This window comes from Candidatus Flexifilum breve (genome assembly GCF_016713355.1).
Genome location: NZ_JADJPI010000042.1, coordinates 1 through 13,773, shown reverse-complemented (window position 1 = coordinate 13,773; position 13,773 = coordinate 1). Strand labels below are relative to the sequence as shown.

At 61.6% G+C, this 13,773-nt stretch carries 25 protein-coding genes and 2 pseudogenes; 5 read left to right on the top strand and 22 right to left on the bottom strand.

Features of this window, described 5'->3' with window-relative positions:
* Positions 1-198: 198 nt before the first annotated feature.
* From IPK17_RS38950 to IPK17_RS38940, 3 genes are all read right to left on the bottom strand, one after another.
* Positions 199-603, bottom strand: coding sequence for an acyl-CoA dehydrogenase family protein (locus tag IPK17_RS38950; protein ID WP_343423144.1), 405 nt, complete (start codon positions 601-603; stop codon positions 199-201).
* Between the two features lie 84 nt (positions 604-687).
* A complete protein-coding gene (locus IPK17_RS38945) occupies positions 688-1,005 on the bottom strand; it encodes an acyl-CoA dehydrogenase family protein (RefSeq protein WP_343423143.1) in 318 nt (105 codons plus the stop codon).
* Positions 945-1,367 (bottom strand): acyl-CoA dehydrogenase family protein, encoded by a 423-nt coding sequence (locus IPK17_RS38940; RefSeq protein ID WP_343423142.1) that lies wholly within the window; start codon positions 1,365-1,367, stop codon positions 945-947. Before IPK17_RS38940 ends, IPK17_RS38945 begins: the two co-directional genes overlap by 61 nt.
* Positions 1,368-1,600: 233 nt before the next feature.
* Between IPK17_RS38940 and IPK17_RS38935 the strand changes: the two are divergent.
* Together IPK17_RS38935 and IPK17_RS38930 are read left to right on the top strand one after the other, a co-directional pair.
* Positions 1,601-1,951 (top strand): annotated as a pseudogene (locus IPK17_RS38935) (class I SAM-dependent methyltransferase); the annotation flags it as partial.
* Between the two features lie 55 nt (positions 1,952-2,006).
* A complete protein-coding gene (locus tag IPK17_RS38930; protein WP_343423148.1) occupies positions 2,007-2,351 on the top strand; it encodes a hypothetical protein in 345 nt (114 codons plus the stop codon).
* Between the two features lie 26 nt (positions 2,352-2,377).
* Here the strand turns inward: IPK17_RS38930 and IPK17_RS38925 are convergent, their stop codons facing one another.
* Positions 2,378-2,758 carry a heterodisulfide reductase-related iron-sulfur binding cluster gene (locus IPK17_RS38925; RefSeq protein WP_343423146.1) on the bottom strand — a complete coding sequence of 127 codons (381 nt, stop codon included), beginning with the start codon at positions 2,756-2,758 and terminating at the stop codon, positions 2,378-2,380.
* Between the two features lie 79 nt (positions 2,759-2,837).
* Entirely contained in the window at positions 2,838-3,140 is a 303-nt protein-coding gene (locus tag IPK17_RS38920; protein ID WP_343423145.1) for a hypothetical protein, read from the bottom strand.
* On the opposite strand from IPK17_RS38920, the gene IPK17_RS38915 reads away from it, so the two are divergent.
* The gene (locus tag IPK17_RS38915; protein ID WP_343423147.1) at positions 3,036-3,269 is read left to right on the top strand and encodes a hypothetical protein; all 234 of its coding nucleotides are present in this window, start codon (positions 3,036-3,038) and stop codon (positions 3,267-3,269) included. The two genes, IPK17_RS38920 and IPK17_RS38915, sit on opposite strands and share 105 nt — an antisense overlap.
* 34 nt (positions 3,270-3,303) lie before the next feature.
* On the opposite strand, the gene IPK17_RS38910 is transcribed toward IPK17_RS38915, so the two are convergent.
* The 9 genes from IPK17_RS38910 to IPK17_RS41230 form a co-directional block, all read right to left on the bottom strand.
* Positions 3,304-3,570, bottom strand: a complete 267-nt coding sequence (locus IPK17_RS38910; protein ID WP_343423141.1) for a 4Fe-4S binding protein — start codon at positions 3,568-3,570, stop codon at positions 3,304-3,306.
* A 284-nt stretch (positions 3,571-3,854) separates the two neighbouring features.
* Positions 3,855-4,622: a hypothetical protein gene (locus tag IPK17_RS38905; RefSeq protein ID WP_343423140.1), complete on the bottom strand. Its 768-nt coding sequence runs from the start codon at positions 4,620-4,622 to the stop codon at positions 3,855-3,857.
* A gap of 29 nt (positions 4,623-4,651) precedes the next feature.
* A complete protein-coding gene (locus IPK17_RS38900; RefSeq protein ID WP_343423139.1) occupies positions 4,652-5,002 on the bottom strand; it encodes an FAD-binding protein in 351 nt (116 codons plus the stop codon).
* Complete coding sequence (locus IPK17_RS38895) at positions 4,887-5,381, bottom strand: FAD-dependent oxidoreductase (protein ID WP_343423138.1); 495 nt, start codon at positions 5,379-5,381, stop codon at positions 4,887-4,889. The genes IPK17_RS38900 and IPK17_RS38895 overlap by 116 nt, the downstream gene beginning before the upstream one ends.
* Complete coding sequence (locus IPK17_RS38890; RefSeq protein WP_343423137.1) at positions 5,362-5,841, bottom strand: hypothetical protein; 480 nt, start codon at positions 5,839-5,841, stop codon at positions 5,362-5,364. The genes IPK17_RS38895 and IPK17_RS38890 overlap by 20 nt, the downstream gene beginning before the upstream one ends.
* Positions 5,842-5,863: 22 nt before the next feature.
* Positions 5,864-6,322: a (2Fe-2S)-binding protein gene (locus IPK17_RS38885; protein WP_343423136.1), complete on the bottom strand. Its 459-nt coding sequence runs from the start codon at positions 6,320-6,322 to the stop codon at positions 5,864-5,866.
* 170 nt (positions 6,323-6,492) lie between these two features.
* Positions 6,493-7,515 carry an FAD-dependent oxidoreductase gene (locus IPK17_RS38880; RefSeq protein ID WP_343423135.1) on the bottom strand — a complete coding sequence of 341 codons (1,023 nt, stop codon included), beginning with the start codon at positions 7,513-7,515 and terminating at the stop codon, positions 6,493-6,495.
* Between the two features lie 99 nt (positions 7,516-7,614).
* Positions 7,615-7,977 (bottom strand): hypothetical protein, encoded by a 363-nt coding sequence (locus tag IPK17_RS38875; RefSeq protein WP_343423134.1) that lies wholly within the window; start codon positions 7,975-7,977, stop codon positions 7,615-7,617.
* Positions 7,978-8,101: 124 nt separating this feature from the next.
* Positions 8,102-8,812, bottom strand: a complete 711-nt coding sequence (locus IPK17_RS41230) for an SdrD B-like domain-containing protein (protein WP_343423133.1) — start codon at positions 8,810-8,812, stop codon at positions 8,102-8,104.
* On the opposite strand from IPK17_RS41230, the gene IPK17_RS38865 reads away from it, so the two are divergent.
* Entirely contained in the window at positions 8,799-9,023 is a 225-nt protein-coding gene (locus IPK17_RS38865; RefSeq protein WP_343423132.1) for a hypothetical protein, read from the top strand. The two genes, IPK17_RS41230 and IPK17_RS38865, sit on opposite strands and share 14 nt — an antisense overlap.
* 225 nt (positions 9,024-9,248) lie before the next feature.
* On the opposite strand, the gene IPK17_RS38860 is transcribed toward IPK17_RS38865, so the two are convergent.
* From IPK17_RS38860 to IPK17_RS38840, 5 genes and pseudogenes are all read right to left on the bottom strand, one after another.
* Positions 9,249-9,446, bottom strand: a complete 198-nt coding sequence (locus IPK17_RS38860) for a hypothetical protein (RefSeq protein WP_343423131.1) — start codon at positions 9,444-9,446, stop codon at positions 9,249-9,251.
* Positions 9,447-9,803: 357 nt separating this feature from the next.
* Complete coding sequence (locus IPK17_RS38855; RefSeq protein ID WP_502750022.1) at positions 9,804-10,127, bottom strand: efflux permease Rv1217c-related protein; 324 nt, start codon at positions 10,125-10,127, stop codon at positions 9,804-9,806.
* Positions 10,128-10,197: 70 nt separating this feature from the next.
* Positions 10,198-10,467, bottom strand: a pseudogene (locus tag IPK17_RS41225) (ABC transporter permease subunit); the annotation flags it as partial.
* A gap of 177 nt (positions 10,468-10,644) precedes the next feature.
* Positions 10,645-10,776, bottom strand: a complete 132-nt coding sequence (locus IPK17_RS38845) for a hypothetical protein (protein ID WP_343423128.1) — start codon at positions 10,774-10,776, stop codon at positions 10,645-10,647.
* 686 nt (positions 10,777-11,462) lie between these two features.
* A complete protein-coding gene (locus IPK17_RS38840) occupies positions 11,463-11,687 on the bottom strand; it encodes a hypothetical protein (protein WP_343423127.1) in 225 nt (74 codons plus the stop codon).
* Here IPK17_RS38840 and IPK17_RS38835 point away from each other — a divergent pair.
* Positions 11,677-11,820 carry a hypothetical protein gene (locus IPK17_RS38835; RefSeq protein ID WP_343423126.1) on the top strand — a complete coding sequence of 48 codons (144 nt, stop codon included), beginning with the start codon at positions 11,677-11,679 and terminating at the stop codon, positions 11,818-11,820. The two genes, IPK17_RS38840 and IPK17_RS38835, sit on opposite strands and share 11 nt — an antisense overlap.
* A 22-nt stretch (positions 11,821-11,842) precedes the next feature.
* Here IPK17_RS38835 and IPK17_RS38830 read toward each other — a convergent pair whose 3' ends face one another.
* From IPK17_RS38830 to IPK17_RS38825, 3 genes are read right to left on the bottom strand one after another with little or no spacing between them, the layout of a single operon-like run.
* Positions 11,843-12,061 (bottom strand): hypothetical protein, encoded by a 219-nt coding sequence (locus IPK17_RS38830; protein WP_343423125.1) that lies wholly within the window; start codon positions 12,059-12,061, stop codon positions 11,843-11,845.
* A complete protein-coding gene (locus IPK17_RS40930) occupies positions 12,018-12,269 on the bottom strand; it encodes an ATP-binding cassette domain-containing protein (RefSeq protein WP_502750029.1) in 252 nt (83 codons plus the stop codon). Before IPK17_RS40930 ends, IPK17_RS38830 begins: the two co-directional genes overlap by 44 nt.
* Positions 12,270-12,284: 15 nt before the next feature.
* Positions 12,285-12,974, bottom strand: a complete 690-nt coding sequence (locus IPK17_RS38825) for a TetR/AcrR family transcriptional regulator (RefSeq protein WP_343423124.1) — start codon at positions 12,972-12,974, stop codon at positions 12,285-12,287.
* Between the last annotated feature and the right edge of the window lie 799 nt (positions 12,975-13,773).

Genomic DNA, 13,773 nt, shown 5'->3' with positions numbered 1-13,773 from the left:
ACTTCCCGTGCAGCCAGTAGTCCGGATAAGCCTGCGCCAACTAAGAGTACATCCGTATTCATCATCAACCTTTGTTTGTCTGCAACAGAATGGGCTATTATAACGAAAACGGAGGAATCTCGGTTTCTCGTTTTATTGTGATGAATTTCACGAATTCTGGAACGATGGACACTTACCGCGGACACAGCGGGCGACTCGTTACCGGAAGAGTTCGCGCACGATGACGTTGCGCTGAATTTCGCTCGTGCCTTCGTAAATCTGGAAGACCTTCACGTCGCGCATCAGCTTTTCGGACCGGGTATTCCGGCATGTAGCCGTAGCCGCCGAAGACCTGCACCGCATCCACGGTGATTTCATCGCAGCATCGGCGGCGAACGCCTCGGCGAACGCGACCGCTTTCAGGTTGCGATGTTGTTTATCGACCAGCCACGCCGCCTGATAGGTGAGCACCCGTGCCGCTTCTACATTGATCGCCATGTCCGCGATTTTGTGGCCGATGGCCTGATGCTGCCAGCTCGGTTGGCCGAACCTCTCGCGTCCCTTCGCGTACTTGACGCATTCTTCCACCGCGCGCCGACCTACGCGCCGACGGCGCCGCCGCAACGCCGGGGCGGCTGTGATCGGACCACGGTCATCGCTAGCAGGAAGCCCATGCCTTCTTCGCCGATGCGATTTTTCGTCGGCACTTCACGTTTTCGAACGTGATTTTCGGCGGTATCGGCGGCGCTGACCGAGTTTGTCAAAGTGGCGGCTCACGCTGATGCCGGGGGTATCGCGTTCGATCACGAAGCAGGAGATGCCTTTGTGCTTCTTGCTCGGATCGGTCACGGCGAACACCGTGTAGAAGCTGGAATAGTTCACGTTGCTGTTAAAAAAATCTTCGAGGCCATTGATGATGTACTTTGCTGTTGACGCGTTCGGCGCGTTTGCATGCCGACGACATTTCAGGCCCCGCCCCGGGTTCCGGTCACGCAGTAGGCGGAGGAGATCGCCTTTGCCGACCATGCGTTCCGCCGAGCCAGTACTCTTTGCTGTTCCGTGCCGCCGAGCATGATCGGCAGCGACGACAGGTTGTTGACGCTCATCGCTGTGCTGATGCCGGAGCAGCCGTAGCCGAGTTCTTCCTGTACGATGACTTCGTCGAAGACTTTCGCGCCGGGGCCGCCGTATTCTTCGGGGATGTTCAGGTTGACGAGGCCGAGATTGCGCCCCTTGTTGATGATATCGATGGGGAATTCCGCGGTTTTATCAAAGTGCTCCGCAACCGGAATGATCTCTTTGGCGGCGAAGTCGCGCGCCAGCTTTTGCAGCATCTTCTGGTCGTCGGATAGCTCAAAGGAAACGCCGTTGACAGCCGTCTGGTCCATAATTTGTGGGCTCCATAAATTTAATCGAATGTCGATTAGATTATTATAGCGGGGAACATTCGCGGGCGGCAACTAAATATTTGTATAATGAAGCGGCACGCAGGTAGTCATTGGAAGTGCCATGTCGCAGCTCTTTTCGAGTAAATCCGGCTCAAACGTAAGCATCTGTCCGCAGTTGTCCCGGCGACTGTGTTGTTTGCGCTGTCTGTTGACTGACGAAAAGGAGTATCACTATGGCTGACTTCCTACCCGGTGTGCATGCCGCGCCGAATATTCAAACTGCCCCTGACCTCTACGAAATTGAAAATCGTGCTGCCGACCCCGAGCAGCGCATTGAAGCTGCGATGCGTTCGATTGCCGCCTGGGACGGTCAGATCGTACTGGATCTGGGCGCGGGGACGGGTTTTCACGTGCCGCGCTGGCACGCCGAGGCCGCTCATGTGATCGCCGTCGAACCGCATGACGATCTGCGCCTGAAGATCATGCGGCGAGTAGCGGAGCTCAACCTCGAACGCGTCTCGGTCATGACGGGATCGGCGGAGCGCATTTTGCTGCCGTCCGCCTCCGTAGATGTGATCCATGCGCGTTTCGCCTATTTCTTCGCGCCAAACTGCCTGCCCGGTCTTACCGAAGTGGCGCGTGCTGCGCTCCGGTGGAACGGCGTTCATCATCGACAACGACCTGCGCCACGGGCAGTTTGCGGATTGGCTGAAACGGCATCCCTTTGCAGGTGTCGATCCGGATGTGGTCGAGGGATTCTGGTCAGCGCAGGGCTACCAACTGGTGCGGATTCTGAGCGAGTGGCGTTTTGACAACCGCGCGGATCTGGAAGCGGTTGTGCGGCTGGAATTCGGCGAGGCGTTGGGGAACGACCTGCTCCGCTCACACGGGATTGAGCGTCGAGTACCACCACGCGCTGTACTGGCGGCGTTACTAGGGACGTTTCTCAAGGAGGTAGGGGCAAGGCACAGCTTAGCTCGGTAGAATAGCCTGATCACTAGCCAAACAGTTCAGGACGAGGCATGCCTCGTCCCTACACAAATGCTCTTATCTGTCTCCCCTCTCCGGATTCGGGGAGGGGCCGGGAAGGGTCGGGAAACAGCTACAACTCCATCAACCCATAAGCCGCCGCGAGGATGCTGATCGGATGCACGCTTTTTCGCCCCGGTCGCATGCGTGATCCGCCAGCGGCAGGTTTCGCTGTCGCAGATCACGGGCCTCGCACCGATGTCGCGCACCTGATCGAACAACTGCTGGCCGATCGCCATGCCAATATCGTACTTTTCGACCTTGAAGCCATACGTCCCGGCAATCCCGCAGCATGAGGCGTCGGAGAGGCGCACGTCGAGGCCGGGGATGAGGTCAAACAGATCGAGCGCGGGCTGCCCCATGTTGTGCGCTTTTTGCTGGCAGGGCGCGTGATAGAGCAGCGTGCCGCCGAAGTCGACGCGCTGGAAGTCGGTCTTGAGCTCACCGCGCCGATGCAGCAGCAGCAAAAACTCGCTGATGTCGTACACATTTTCCGCCACCACGTCCCGATCCGGATGGTCGAGCTGCAAAATCTCGCGGTAGTCGGATTTGAAACTGAGCGTACACGACGTGCTCGCCCCGACAATGGGGATCCCCCGCCCGGGCGTACTGCGCCAGATGATCGAGGTTGCGGCAGGCATGCGAACGCGCCGCGTCAAATTCGCCGTTGGACTGCATAGGCAGGCCGCAGCAGTTCTGCTCGGGCAGCACCACGTCGTAGCCGTTGTGCGCGAGGATCAGCACGGCGGCTTTGCTGACCGCTGTCTCGAAGTAATTGCCCGCGCACGCGTGGAAATACGCGACCTTGCCCCGCACGGGAGCGGCGGCCTGCGGTTTGTGCCGCGAACCATTCGCGGAACGACTGGAACTTGAAATTGGGCAGCGGGGGCGTCGCGGTGAATGCCGATCACTTTCTCGACGAGATGCGCGCTGGCCGCAGGTTTGCGCCCCAGTTCGCCAGCGGAGCGAACTTGTGCCCGAGTTTGCCCATCAGTTCGGAGCGACCCAAAGCGCGGTTGCGCAGTGGAATTTTGCCGTCGTAGAGCTTTTCACGCGCCCGCGCGTTGATCTCCATCACTTTTACGCCGTGCGGGCAGACCATCGTGCACATGCCGCAGCCCGAGCAGTAATCGACGCTCTTGTCGGGCGACTCGTCGCCGCGTTCTTCGTTCATGCGGAAGCGCTGCCACTGCGGCCCGACGACTTTGGGGCCCGGGGAACAACTCGGTCACTGGGGCGACGGGGCAGGCCGCCGTGCAGATATTGCATTTGACGCACAGGTCAGCGCTGAATTCGACCTGTTCGCTAATTTCGAAGGGGTTGATCAGGTTGGTCATGGGAGAGCCCGCCACTTCATCAACAATGGACGCCATTATAACGTAAAGACATCGGCCTCACCCCCACTCGCTGCGCTCGTTTCCCCCTCTCCCTTGGGAGAGGGGGTGAGGGGGTGAGGTGCTAGACGACTGCGCGCCGCCGCCAGAAGATCGAGCGGGGACGCCGCCGGATGGACACGCCACGCGACCGCGTGATCACGATCTGCAGCACAATGCCGAGAATCGCCAGCAGCAGCACCCACTGCGCGCCGAGGCCGAAGCCGAGCGCGATCATCTGCGCGCCGACGATGGCCGAGAACACGAGCAGCAGCTCGAACGAGATGAGCAAGAGGATCACCCCGCCGATGATCAGCGCGATCAACAGCACGATATCGGAGGGCAGGCCGAAGCCGAGTGCCAGCGCCAGCGAGCGCGTGAGCACGATGCCGATGTAGCCGCCGATGAGGAACACGGCGAGGAACCACAAGACGGCTGCCAGCGCAGCGCCGATCAACCCGCCGACGATGAAGACCGCCAGCGCGATCACCGTATTCGGCCCGTTGAAGAACGAGAGCGCGATCAAGCCGCCGATCAGGAAGCCCGCGATCAAGATGATGAAATCGTAGACCGCCCAGCCCGCGACCAGCAGGATCACGCCGCCGACGATCAGGATGATGCGCGCCGTTTCGGATGTGGGCGGCTGGAGCAGCCGTTCCCACAGGCTGACCGCCGCCGTCGTGAGGCTTTCCGCCGCGCCTTCGGCCACATCGACCACGCCGCCCGCCGTCTCTTCGACTTGCGTCGCGTTGGGTGTGGGCAGCGGTGTGAGCGTGGGCGCGGTATCTTGCGCGCTAACCGCGCTCACCATGAACAGCAGCCCGAGTGTCACCAAGCCGATCTGTTTGAGCATACCTTCACCTCCTGTAATTACGAATTACATTATACAGGAGATACGGCTTTCTGCGCGGCCAAAGCGCCCGTTGCCAGATCGACGCCTTCGGCGCTGCCTTCCACAACCGGGCTGTAGCCCGCCAGCAGCCGACCCACCGCGTACAGATTCGGCGCGAACGGCTGACCATCTGCGCCGAGCGGACGCAGATCGGCGTCGGTGGCGAGGCCGACCGCATGGATCGGCTGCGCTTGCCCGCTCAAGAGCGGCGCGGTGAACCAGTCATCACGCTTGCTTACGTTGCTGACGGGCAGATCGAGAATTGTCTCGCAGATGCGCCCCGTGTAATCGCTCTCCAGCCCGCCGCCGTATAAAGCCGCCCGTCGCCATGATGACGGCATCCGCGGGGATGACGCGCGCGCGACCGTTCGCTGTGCCCGCTTGCACGCCCGTCACGCGACCATTGTTGATGTCCAGCCCGGTGACGGTCGCGCCAATGGTGATGCGTCCGCCGCGCGCCAGCAAACTGCGCCGCAAGGCGTGGAACAGGCGCAAGCCGGGGATCGATGGGGTGAGCGTGGGAATCTCGAACACGGGCACGCCAAGTTCTTGCGCTAGTTGGCGCGCAGTCTCCGCCTTGAAGCCGAGAATCGCCGGGAAGCCGATCACCGTGGCGTCGCGCACCAGCGGCTTGACCTGCCGCACAAGATCGGCACGGCCATCCGGCGTATCGAGATAGTTGGCGTAGTCGGTTGTCCAATCATCGAAGTTGCCGCCCATATGCGGTCAAGTCGATCACGCCCGCGTGCGCGTGATAGCCCGCCGCGTTCAGGTTGTCGGCGATCAACCCGCCGTAGAAGTCGCGCCAGCCATCGACGCCGATGATCATGATCTTATCGCTCGGCTGGAGCGCGTGGGTCACGCTGCCGAGACCGAAGGCAATGGGACGCAGTTTGCCCATCGCGGTCACAGCGTGGAGCGGTGTGCCGTTGGGGAGCTGGGCGGCGAGTCCGTGTTGGCGTGCCGCCCGCTCGACCACGCCTGCGCCGATGGGCAGCGCCGCTGCGGCTGGCGCATACGGGTGTTCCGCTTTGGCCGCCAGCGCATTGACATCGCCCGTCTCAATCCACGCCGGGAACAGCGTGATCGCGCCTTGTCCCGCCGTCACCAATTCGACGCGCGCGCCCAATTCGAGGGCGGTCAGCGCGGCGGTCAAACCTGGCCAGCCCGCTCCGATCACGACGACGCGCTGAGCCTCACTCCTAGCCCCTCTCCGAGCGGAGAGGGGGAATGTCGGAAGTTGCGTCCCCTCTCCCTTGGGAGAGGGGAGTGAGGGGTGAGGCTAAGTTCGGCACAAACTGTGTGCTGTTTCCCGTTTGTTCGGACAGGCCGAGGATGCGCCCGTAGATGTGTTCCGAGAGCAGCGCCTGCCGCAGATTGTGCCCCCACAGCAGCGGCTTGACCCCGCCGAAGCGCCGTTCGACGAATTCGCTGAGCAGCGCGTGCGTGTTTTCTGGCTTGTCGTGCACGTACTCATGGCGGATGGACGCTGCGCGATACGAGCAGAACCCGCCCTGACACGGCCCCATGCCCACGCGCAGATCGCGGCGCAGGTCATTGAGCGTGACCACATCACCGCCGCGCAGCGCCTCGATGATCTGCGGCTGCGTGACAATCTCGCACTCGCAGATCAACGCGCCGGGGTTACCGCCTAAGCTCAATCGCGTCCAAACGCCCGCGCAAGCGGTGATAGTTCGACTTTGCGCCGTGCGCCGGGGATCGGCGTAGTGGCGGTGGCACGGTTTAGGTCACATTGAGTTTGGCGCAGGCCATGTCGCGGCGCGCTCGGCCATCTGCCGGAAGGTGGTCAGCTTGCCGCCGATGATGCTGATCAGGCCTTCAATGCCGTCGCTTTGCGCATGGTCGAGCAGGGTGAAAGGTGCGCTTGGCCTCCCGGCCATCCGCCGACTCGCCGGGATCGTAGAGCGGACGCACGCCGCCCCCACGAGCGCAGGATGCGCGCCTGACTGATGCCCGGGGTCATGGCTTCGGCTTCGTCGAGGATGCGCGTGACTTCCCACGCTTCGACGCGGGTATCGCCGGGATCGTCCGTCTTGACCGAGGTCGTGCCGATCACGCTGACCGTGCCCACCGGGACGAAAATATCACCGTCACCGGGCAGACGCAGCTTACGATCACGGTGTTCCCAACGGATGTTGTAGGCTAGCATCGCGCCTCGGCTGAGCTTCATTTTGAACTTCGCGCCTGCCTTCGCGCCGATCTCGCCCGCCCACGGCCCGGCCGCGTTGATCACGACCGCGCATTCGACCTCCACGGATTCGTTGGTGCGCAGGTTGGTCAGGTTGGCGCCGACGATGCGGCTGCCCTGTTTGCGGAACGATTCGACACGGTGATACGTCAGGAACTGCGCGTTGTTGGCTTCATGCGCGCCGCGCTGGAGCGCGTGGAGCAGATCCCACGAGTCGCACGTGCCGTCCGGCACTTCGTAGATCGCTTCCAGCTTGGGATTGAGCACTTTCTCGCGCTTAAGCGCCTCGCTCAGCGGGACTGCCCGCGTGGGCAAATTGACCGCCGCGCACGCCTTGAGCCACTTATCGACGTAGCTCACGTCGTCGCCGGGGCAGAGCACGAAGAAACCGCTCGTGTCTTCGATAGCATGCGGCGCGACGTGGCGAATGATGCGATTTTCGTCAATGCATTCTTTGGCGCTTTCGGGGTCGCGCACGGCATAGCGCCCGCCGGAATGCAGCAGGCCGTGATAACGTCCGCTCGTCCCGGTTGCCAGATCGCTCATCTCGGCGAGCACGACGCGCACGCCGCGCAGCGCCAAGTCCCACGCGATGCCGCCGCCCGTCGCCCCGCCGCCAATGATTAAAACGTCAGTTTGGATCATCGTTGATCTGCAAACTCCTGCTCATTTTTGGGGCAGATTATAGCGCGGGAATCAAAAGGACGCGGCGATCCGCGTCCCTATAATCGAGCGGTTGCGACATTACCCCTTCGTCGAGCGAATCTCTCCGGTTTCGTCCGTGCGCACAGCGCGCATCGATCCGGTGGTGGTCGTCTTCATGGGCTTGGGTGCGCGGCGCGCATACACCAGCAGATAGATCAGGAAGCCGAGCACGCTGAACGCGCCCATGACGATCACCGCGCCAAGCAGCGACACGCCGAGGCGCAGCACCTGCGGGTCAAGTGCATTGAGTGCGGCGAGCGGATCACCGGGTGTCGTGGTCGCAATGCTGGTGACGGGGCGCTGCGCGCCGTACCACAGTACGGTCGGCATGACGTCCGCTTCGATGGTCTGCGTGAAGGTGTCGGGTGTCGTCGCCGTCCAATCCGCGCCTGTAACGATCACCGTGTAGGTGCCGGGCGACAGGCGCTGGAAGCAGCCGCATGATTTGTCCTCCGTTAACGCCGCCGCAGCCCAGTGAAATGCCCATGCCCGCGACGAGCAATGACGCCCGCCGCGCCGAATAAGATCAAGCCGAGGTTGTCGGGCAGCGGGTTGGCCGTGCCCGTTGCGGTTCGTCGCTCTGTGCCGTCATATTGACCAGTTCATCGGCGGGCGGCGGGGTGACAGGCAGCACGCCCTGCGCCGCGCCGAACGCCAGATTCACCTTCGCTCCGGCAATCGCGCGCACCGTGAGCTGCGCCGAAGTCGTCAGACCGTAGCCCTGCGGCGCTTGCATCGACGCGGTGTATTCGCTCGCCGCGAGATCGGCGAAGCAGTACGGTTCCGGGGAGCTGTCCATCGCATGTTCGCCGACGACGCCGCTCGCTCCGGTCAACGTGATCACGCCGCCGGGGAGCGCGACTTCGTCGGCTTCCTGCACGCGGTCGGCGTTGATATCTTCATACAAGCTGATGCAGATCTGCGCGGCGTCGCCTGCCGGGTTGATCGACGGCAGCACATCACCGCCCGCCACCGAACGAATTGGCGCGGGTGGCGCAGACTCGACGGGGGCAGGGGGTGGATTATTGGCGGCTTCGGCGGTGCTTTCAGGCGCGGCAGAAGCTTCCGCCGTCGCTTCAGGGTTCGCTGTGCCCGCTTCCTGCGCGGTGATATTTTCCGCAATCAGGAGTTCGGCGGTCACTTCCGGCGTCGCCGCTGACGCTGGCGGGCGGATGATGATCTGCTGGCCGATCTGCATGATGCGCGGGTCGCGGATATCCGGGTTGACCGCCAGCACCTCGGCGCGTCAGACCATAGGCGACGGCAATGCTGTCGATGGTGTCGCCGGGCTGGACAGTATGGACGATGGAGCCATCGCCCTGCTCAGTTTGCGGCTGCACAAAGCCGACTTCGGCGGGAATGGTGGAATCGGCGTCGCGCCTTCCACAGCGGCGGGGCAGCCGCACCAACTAGCGCCGCCACCAACGAGCGCGGCATCATCCCAGTAAACGTTGTTGAGTTCGAGCGGCCACTGCTGCGTAGCGAACAGGAAGACGGTCGCTGTCGTGCCCGTGGTTGTCGCGCTGACGGTCAACTGCGCCCAGGTGTCGTGCGGTGCGGCGTTGCCTGACCACACAATATCGCTGTCATAGGGATCGGTGCCGCCGTTCGGGTCAATCCCGACGCGCGTATATGCGCCCGATCCGGCCGCCGATGTGCAGTTGTCGAAGCCATCAGGGATATCGCAGGTCTTGAGGTACGCCCACGCGCTCGCGGTGACGTTCGCTCCCCTGCTGCACGCTCACTTGCTGATAGAGCGCGGCGGTGAAAGTCGCAAAGCCTTTGTTGAGGGTTGACGGCGCGCCCACCGGAATGCGGGTTAGGGCCGGGACCGTTGTGCGGAAAGCCGACTTGCGGGCAGGTTCTGCCACGCTTCACTGCGCGGGGCTTCGGTGTACCAGAAGCTCTAATCGGCGGGGGATATTCAGGTCAGCACGCCCGCGTTGGGTGTACGTGCCTTCCATCCCTCCGTCACGGAGGGCATTACCATCTTGCGCCGCGAGGGGCGCGCCTCACGAGGAAGAGTGCGATCAAGAGAAGCGGGAAAATCCGCTGCATTGTTCACCTTCATGGCTTCAATAACAAATCGGCGTGGTTTCTCCACGCCGTGAGCGGATTATAGCATTCGAGATGTTCGTGTCAACCAACGGTTGGGCTCCGGTGGGGCAGGCGAAAAGTCCCTCTCAGGTCTGCTCCGACAGCCGGAGCAGACCCCTGTTCACCGGCGACTAGGCCGCGATATCGCGCCGCTGGAAGGCAACCATGCCCACGCCGACCAGCGCCACGGCGACGACGATCAGCACCAGCAGCGCGCCCGTTGCCATCCCGTTCTTCACAATGTCAGTCGCGCGGTAGTAGCTGAACACGGAGATCCGGTTGATGGTGCTCAGCAGGTCATCCCCGACCGATGCAGCGAGGAAATTGAGGAAGAAACTGCCGATCACCGCGCCAAAGGCGATCGTCATCACCCGCGAGCGGCTCGGTAGCAAAGCTGCGAGCAGCGCCGTGAACGCCAGCGCGACCAGGCCAATTGGGAACAGCGCAATCGTCATTTCGAACAGCCGACCCATCGGGAAGGTAGCGGCCACCCTGCGTGGACAGCACACCGCCCGCCGCGCCCGCAAAGGTGATCAGCGTGACGCCCAGCAGCAGCACGGCATAGGCAGCGAACTTTCCGGCGATCAACTGCCAGCGTGGGAGCGGCGTGCTCAACACACTGTTGAGGATGCCGCGATCTTCATCTGCTGCCGTGATGTTCAGCCCACTGAGGACCGCGTACACGGCGAACATCACCACGACGAAGCTGAAGAAACGTCCCGCCAGATACCCTTCCGGCGTCGCCAGCACGTTGACGTCGTCTGTGCCGAGGAATTGCAGCAGGAAAGGCGGCATCGAGGCGACTAAATCGGCGAACCCGCGCAGCGCGTCCACGTCGCCGAGGACGACCGCTTGCACCAGGGCGATGAGCGCGAAGCCCCGCCCCACATCAACATCCCGCGCCAACTGCGGCGCAGCGTTTCGCGAAACACGACGAATGTCATGATAGCACTTACCCTCTACAGTCCAATATCACGACGCTGGAATAGGAACGCGCCGCCCACGAACAACACTGCGCCCCACCGCGATCAACAGGACGACACGCCCCACGCCGCCGCTCGTCATCACCGTATCGCTGCCCGTGTAGCTGAAGTACGACAGCACACGCAGCGCCGCGACCGCCGTCTGACTCGCCGCGTTGCCGATGAACTCGATGAAGTAGCTGCCGATGACGAACGCGACCGCCAGTGCCAGCGCCGTTGCGCGGCTGCGGGCGAGCGCCCACGAGCACGCTGAAGCCGAAAACCGTCAGCATGGCGGGCAGCATGTTGAGCGAGGCCACGAACAGCTTCCCCAGATCCACGTCGAGGGTCGAAACCGCCTTGCCCCCACAAAACCGAGGTGTGAGACGAGGATGGTCAGCACCATCAACAGCACATACGCCAACCCCTTTCGATCATGAGCTGCGTCCGGCTGACAGGCCAAGCGCTCAACAGAAGGTCGAGGGATGCCGATCTTCTTCCCACCGTCGTCACATTCAACCCAGCGACCACGCCGCACACGCTCATGATCGGGCATGGTGTAGGTGAAACTAGCCGAACCCAATGAAACCTTCCGGCGTGGCCAGCTGCCACATCGGACGCGCCAAAGGCCTGAAGGAGCGCGGGCGGCATCGATTCGAGTAAACGGGCAAACCGCTGCAAGGACTCCGCGTTCGGCAGGATGAGCATAATGAACATGCCGTCGCCCCCTGACCCCCACGCCCCAATATACGGCGGACAACCAACTCCGCCGCAGCGTATGGCGAAAAATCACGCCTCTCATGGTTACGACATCACTTTCTGCGGTGATTATTCGCGGGCTGCCCGCCGTAGAACGTCAGGAAGATGTCTTCCAACGTGGGCGTTTCTGACCAAAATATCCTGCACGTATGCGCTGCTGACCGCCTTAAGCGGATCGAAGTCACCGCCAAACTGCAGCGAGAGTGCGTTCGCGCCCTCTGCGCTGACCTTGCTCACGCCAGCTACACTGCTCACCAGCAGGGGCGACACAGCCTCGCGGAATTTGAGCGTCACCTTTGCGGAAATCGACGCGCGTCAGGCGTTCGACCGTCTCAACGGCTTGCAGTTTGCCATCGCGGAGAATGCCGACGCGGTCGCAGATCGCTGCACTTCGTTCAAGACGTGCGACGAGAGGAACACCGTCTGACCGTTGGCCTTCGCCTCCAGCATCAATTGGTTGAAAGTCTGCTGCATGAGCGGATCCAGCCCGCTCGACGGCTGGTCGAGAATGAGCAGGGTCGGGCTTGTCCATCAGCGCGAGGATCAAGCCGAGCTTGCGCTTGTTCCCCGTCGAATAGGTACGGCATGCGCTTGGTCAGGTCGAAGTTCAGGCGTTCCGCCAGTTCATTGACGTAAGCGGTATGCACCCCGCCGCGTAAATTGCCCATGTAAGTTGACGATTTCGCGCGCGGTCAGCCGATCCCAGGTTGAGTTCTTTGCCGGGGAAAAGCCGATGCGCTGGCGGATCGCCACGCTCTGCGCGATGGTATCCAGACCGAAGATCGCCGCGCGGCCGCTGGTCGGACGGATGAGATCGAGCAGCAGGCGGATCGTCGTCGTCTTACCTGCGCCGTTCGGTCCCAGATAACCGAAGATTTCCCCCTTCAGACTCTATTTTGCTTGATTGATACGCTGCCGCCGCTCCTCAATTACGGCGCGGAGCTGCGCGATGTAGCCGCGCATGATCGCTTTGCCGGCTTCCGAGTTCCCCAGCCCATCGGGTGAGAGCCCCTTGCTGAGCATGTCCGCCATGGCCGCGACGATCTCATCAATGGGCGGTGTATGTTCCGGTGGCAGCACGTTCTCGCTCATCAGGAAGCCGTAGCGCATATATACCAGCAGATGCGTCACGGTTTCTGGTGACAAATCGCTGCGGATCAAACCAGCAGCCTGGAAATGCGCGATGAACTCGCGTCCGAACATCATCGATTCTTGCGGCGATACCATGTTCGCGAAGCGGCGGGCGAAATCGCCGAGCACCCGCCGATCCCGTGTGGATAGCGCCCGAATCAGCGGGTTGCTGATAGCGGCATACAGTGCGTGACTGTACACATGGAACAGCGTCCCGCCTTCAGGGTCGGCTTCGATGCGCGCGAACATGTCATCCATCACCCGCTCGGACTCGCGCAGGAGCAGCGCCTCGAACAACGCCTCTTTGCCTTTGAAGTGCAGATACACCGCGCCCTTCGAAATGCCTGCCGTCCGCGCAATGTCGTCGACGGTGGTTTTGTCGTACCCGTAATGGGTGATCAAGTCGTTCGCCGCATCTAGAATGCGACTTTCGCGTTCGGCGTCGCCCATAACCCTCGTGACTAGTTGACCGAAATCGTCAATCTGGTCAAATCATAGCACTGTCGCCGAGTTTTGGAGGTCAAAAATGTATTAAAACGGACGTGCCATATAAGCTGCTTCATGAAATATGTAGAAAAATAGATGGTGTGCATAATTTTATTATTAAAATTAAAGTGAGTATCATTATATAAACTGCGGATCGAATTACTATCAACCGAGTCAACTTAAAGGAGTTCTTATGTCCAGACACAGCTTCGTTGTGCTTGCTTGGCTGCTCGTCATCACCTTATTGGCTGGAAGCAGCGCACTTGCCGACCCGATCACCGTGTCGAACACGGGGACGATTTCCACCACCACCACCACGCCTACCCGTCTCTTTCGAGATGGAGTAATTTCCAGCTGTGCCGGGCAGGACTTTCCCCGGACCATTTTCATCAGGTTCGTTTGGCTCAATGCCCCGTCTAAGGCTCATTCGGTCCGGTGGCGAGCTTCAGTTGTATCACCGTGACATGGGGAACGGGAACCTGCGGTACCAACCCATCCCGGTCGCCCCTTCCTGAACAGTTTTGATCCTACCTCGAGGTGCCGCGAACGATACCAATTATTTGGGGATCTCGTGGCGCGGTAGCGGTGCAGGGGACTTTAGTTTTGCAGTACCAGCGGGCGGTTCGTTTGTGCTCGTTTTCATGAACGCGAATAGCCTTGCGGGCTGCCAGTACAGCTATTCGTTCAATGCACCTGACGGTGCAGGTGCAGCTGCAGCGGGGCCGGAATGCACTTTTACCCGTGCCCGAAGGCAGCGTGGTGG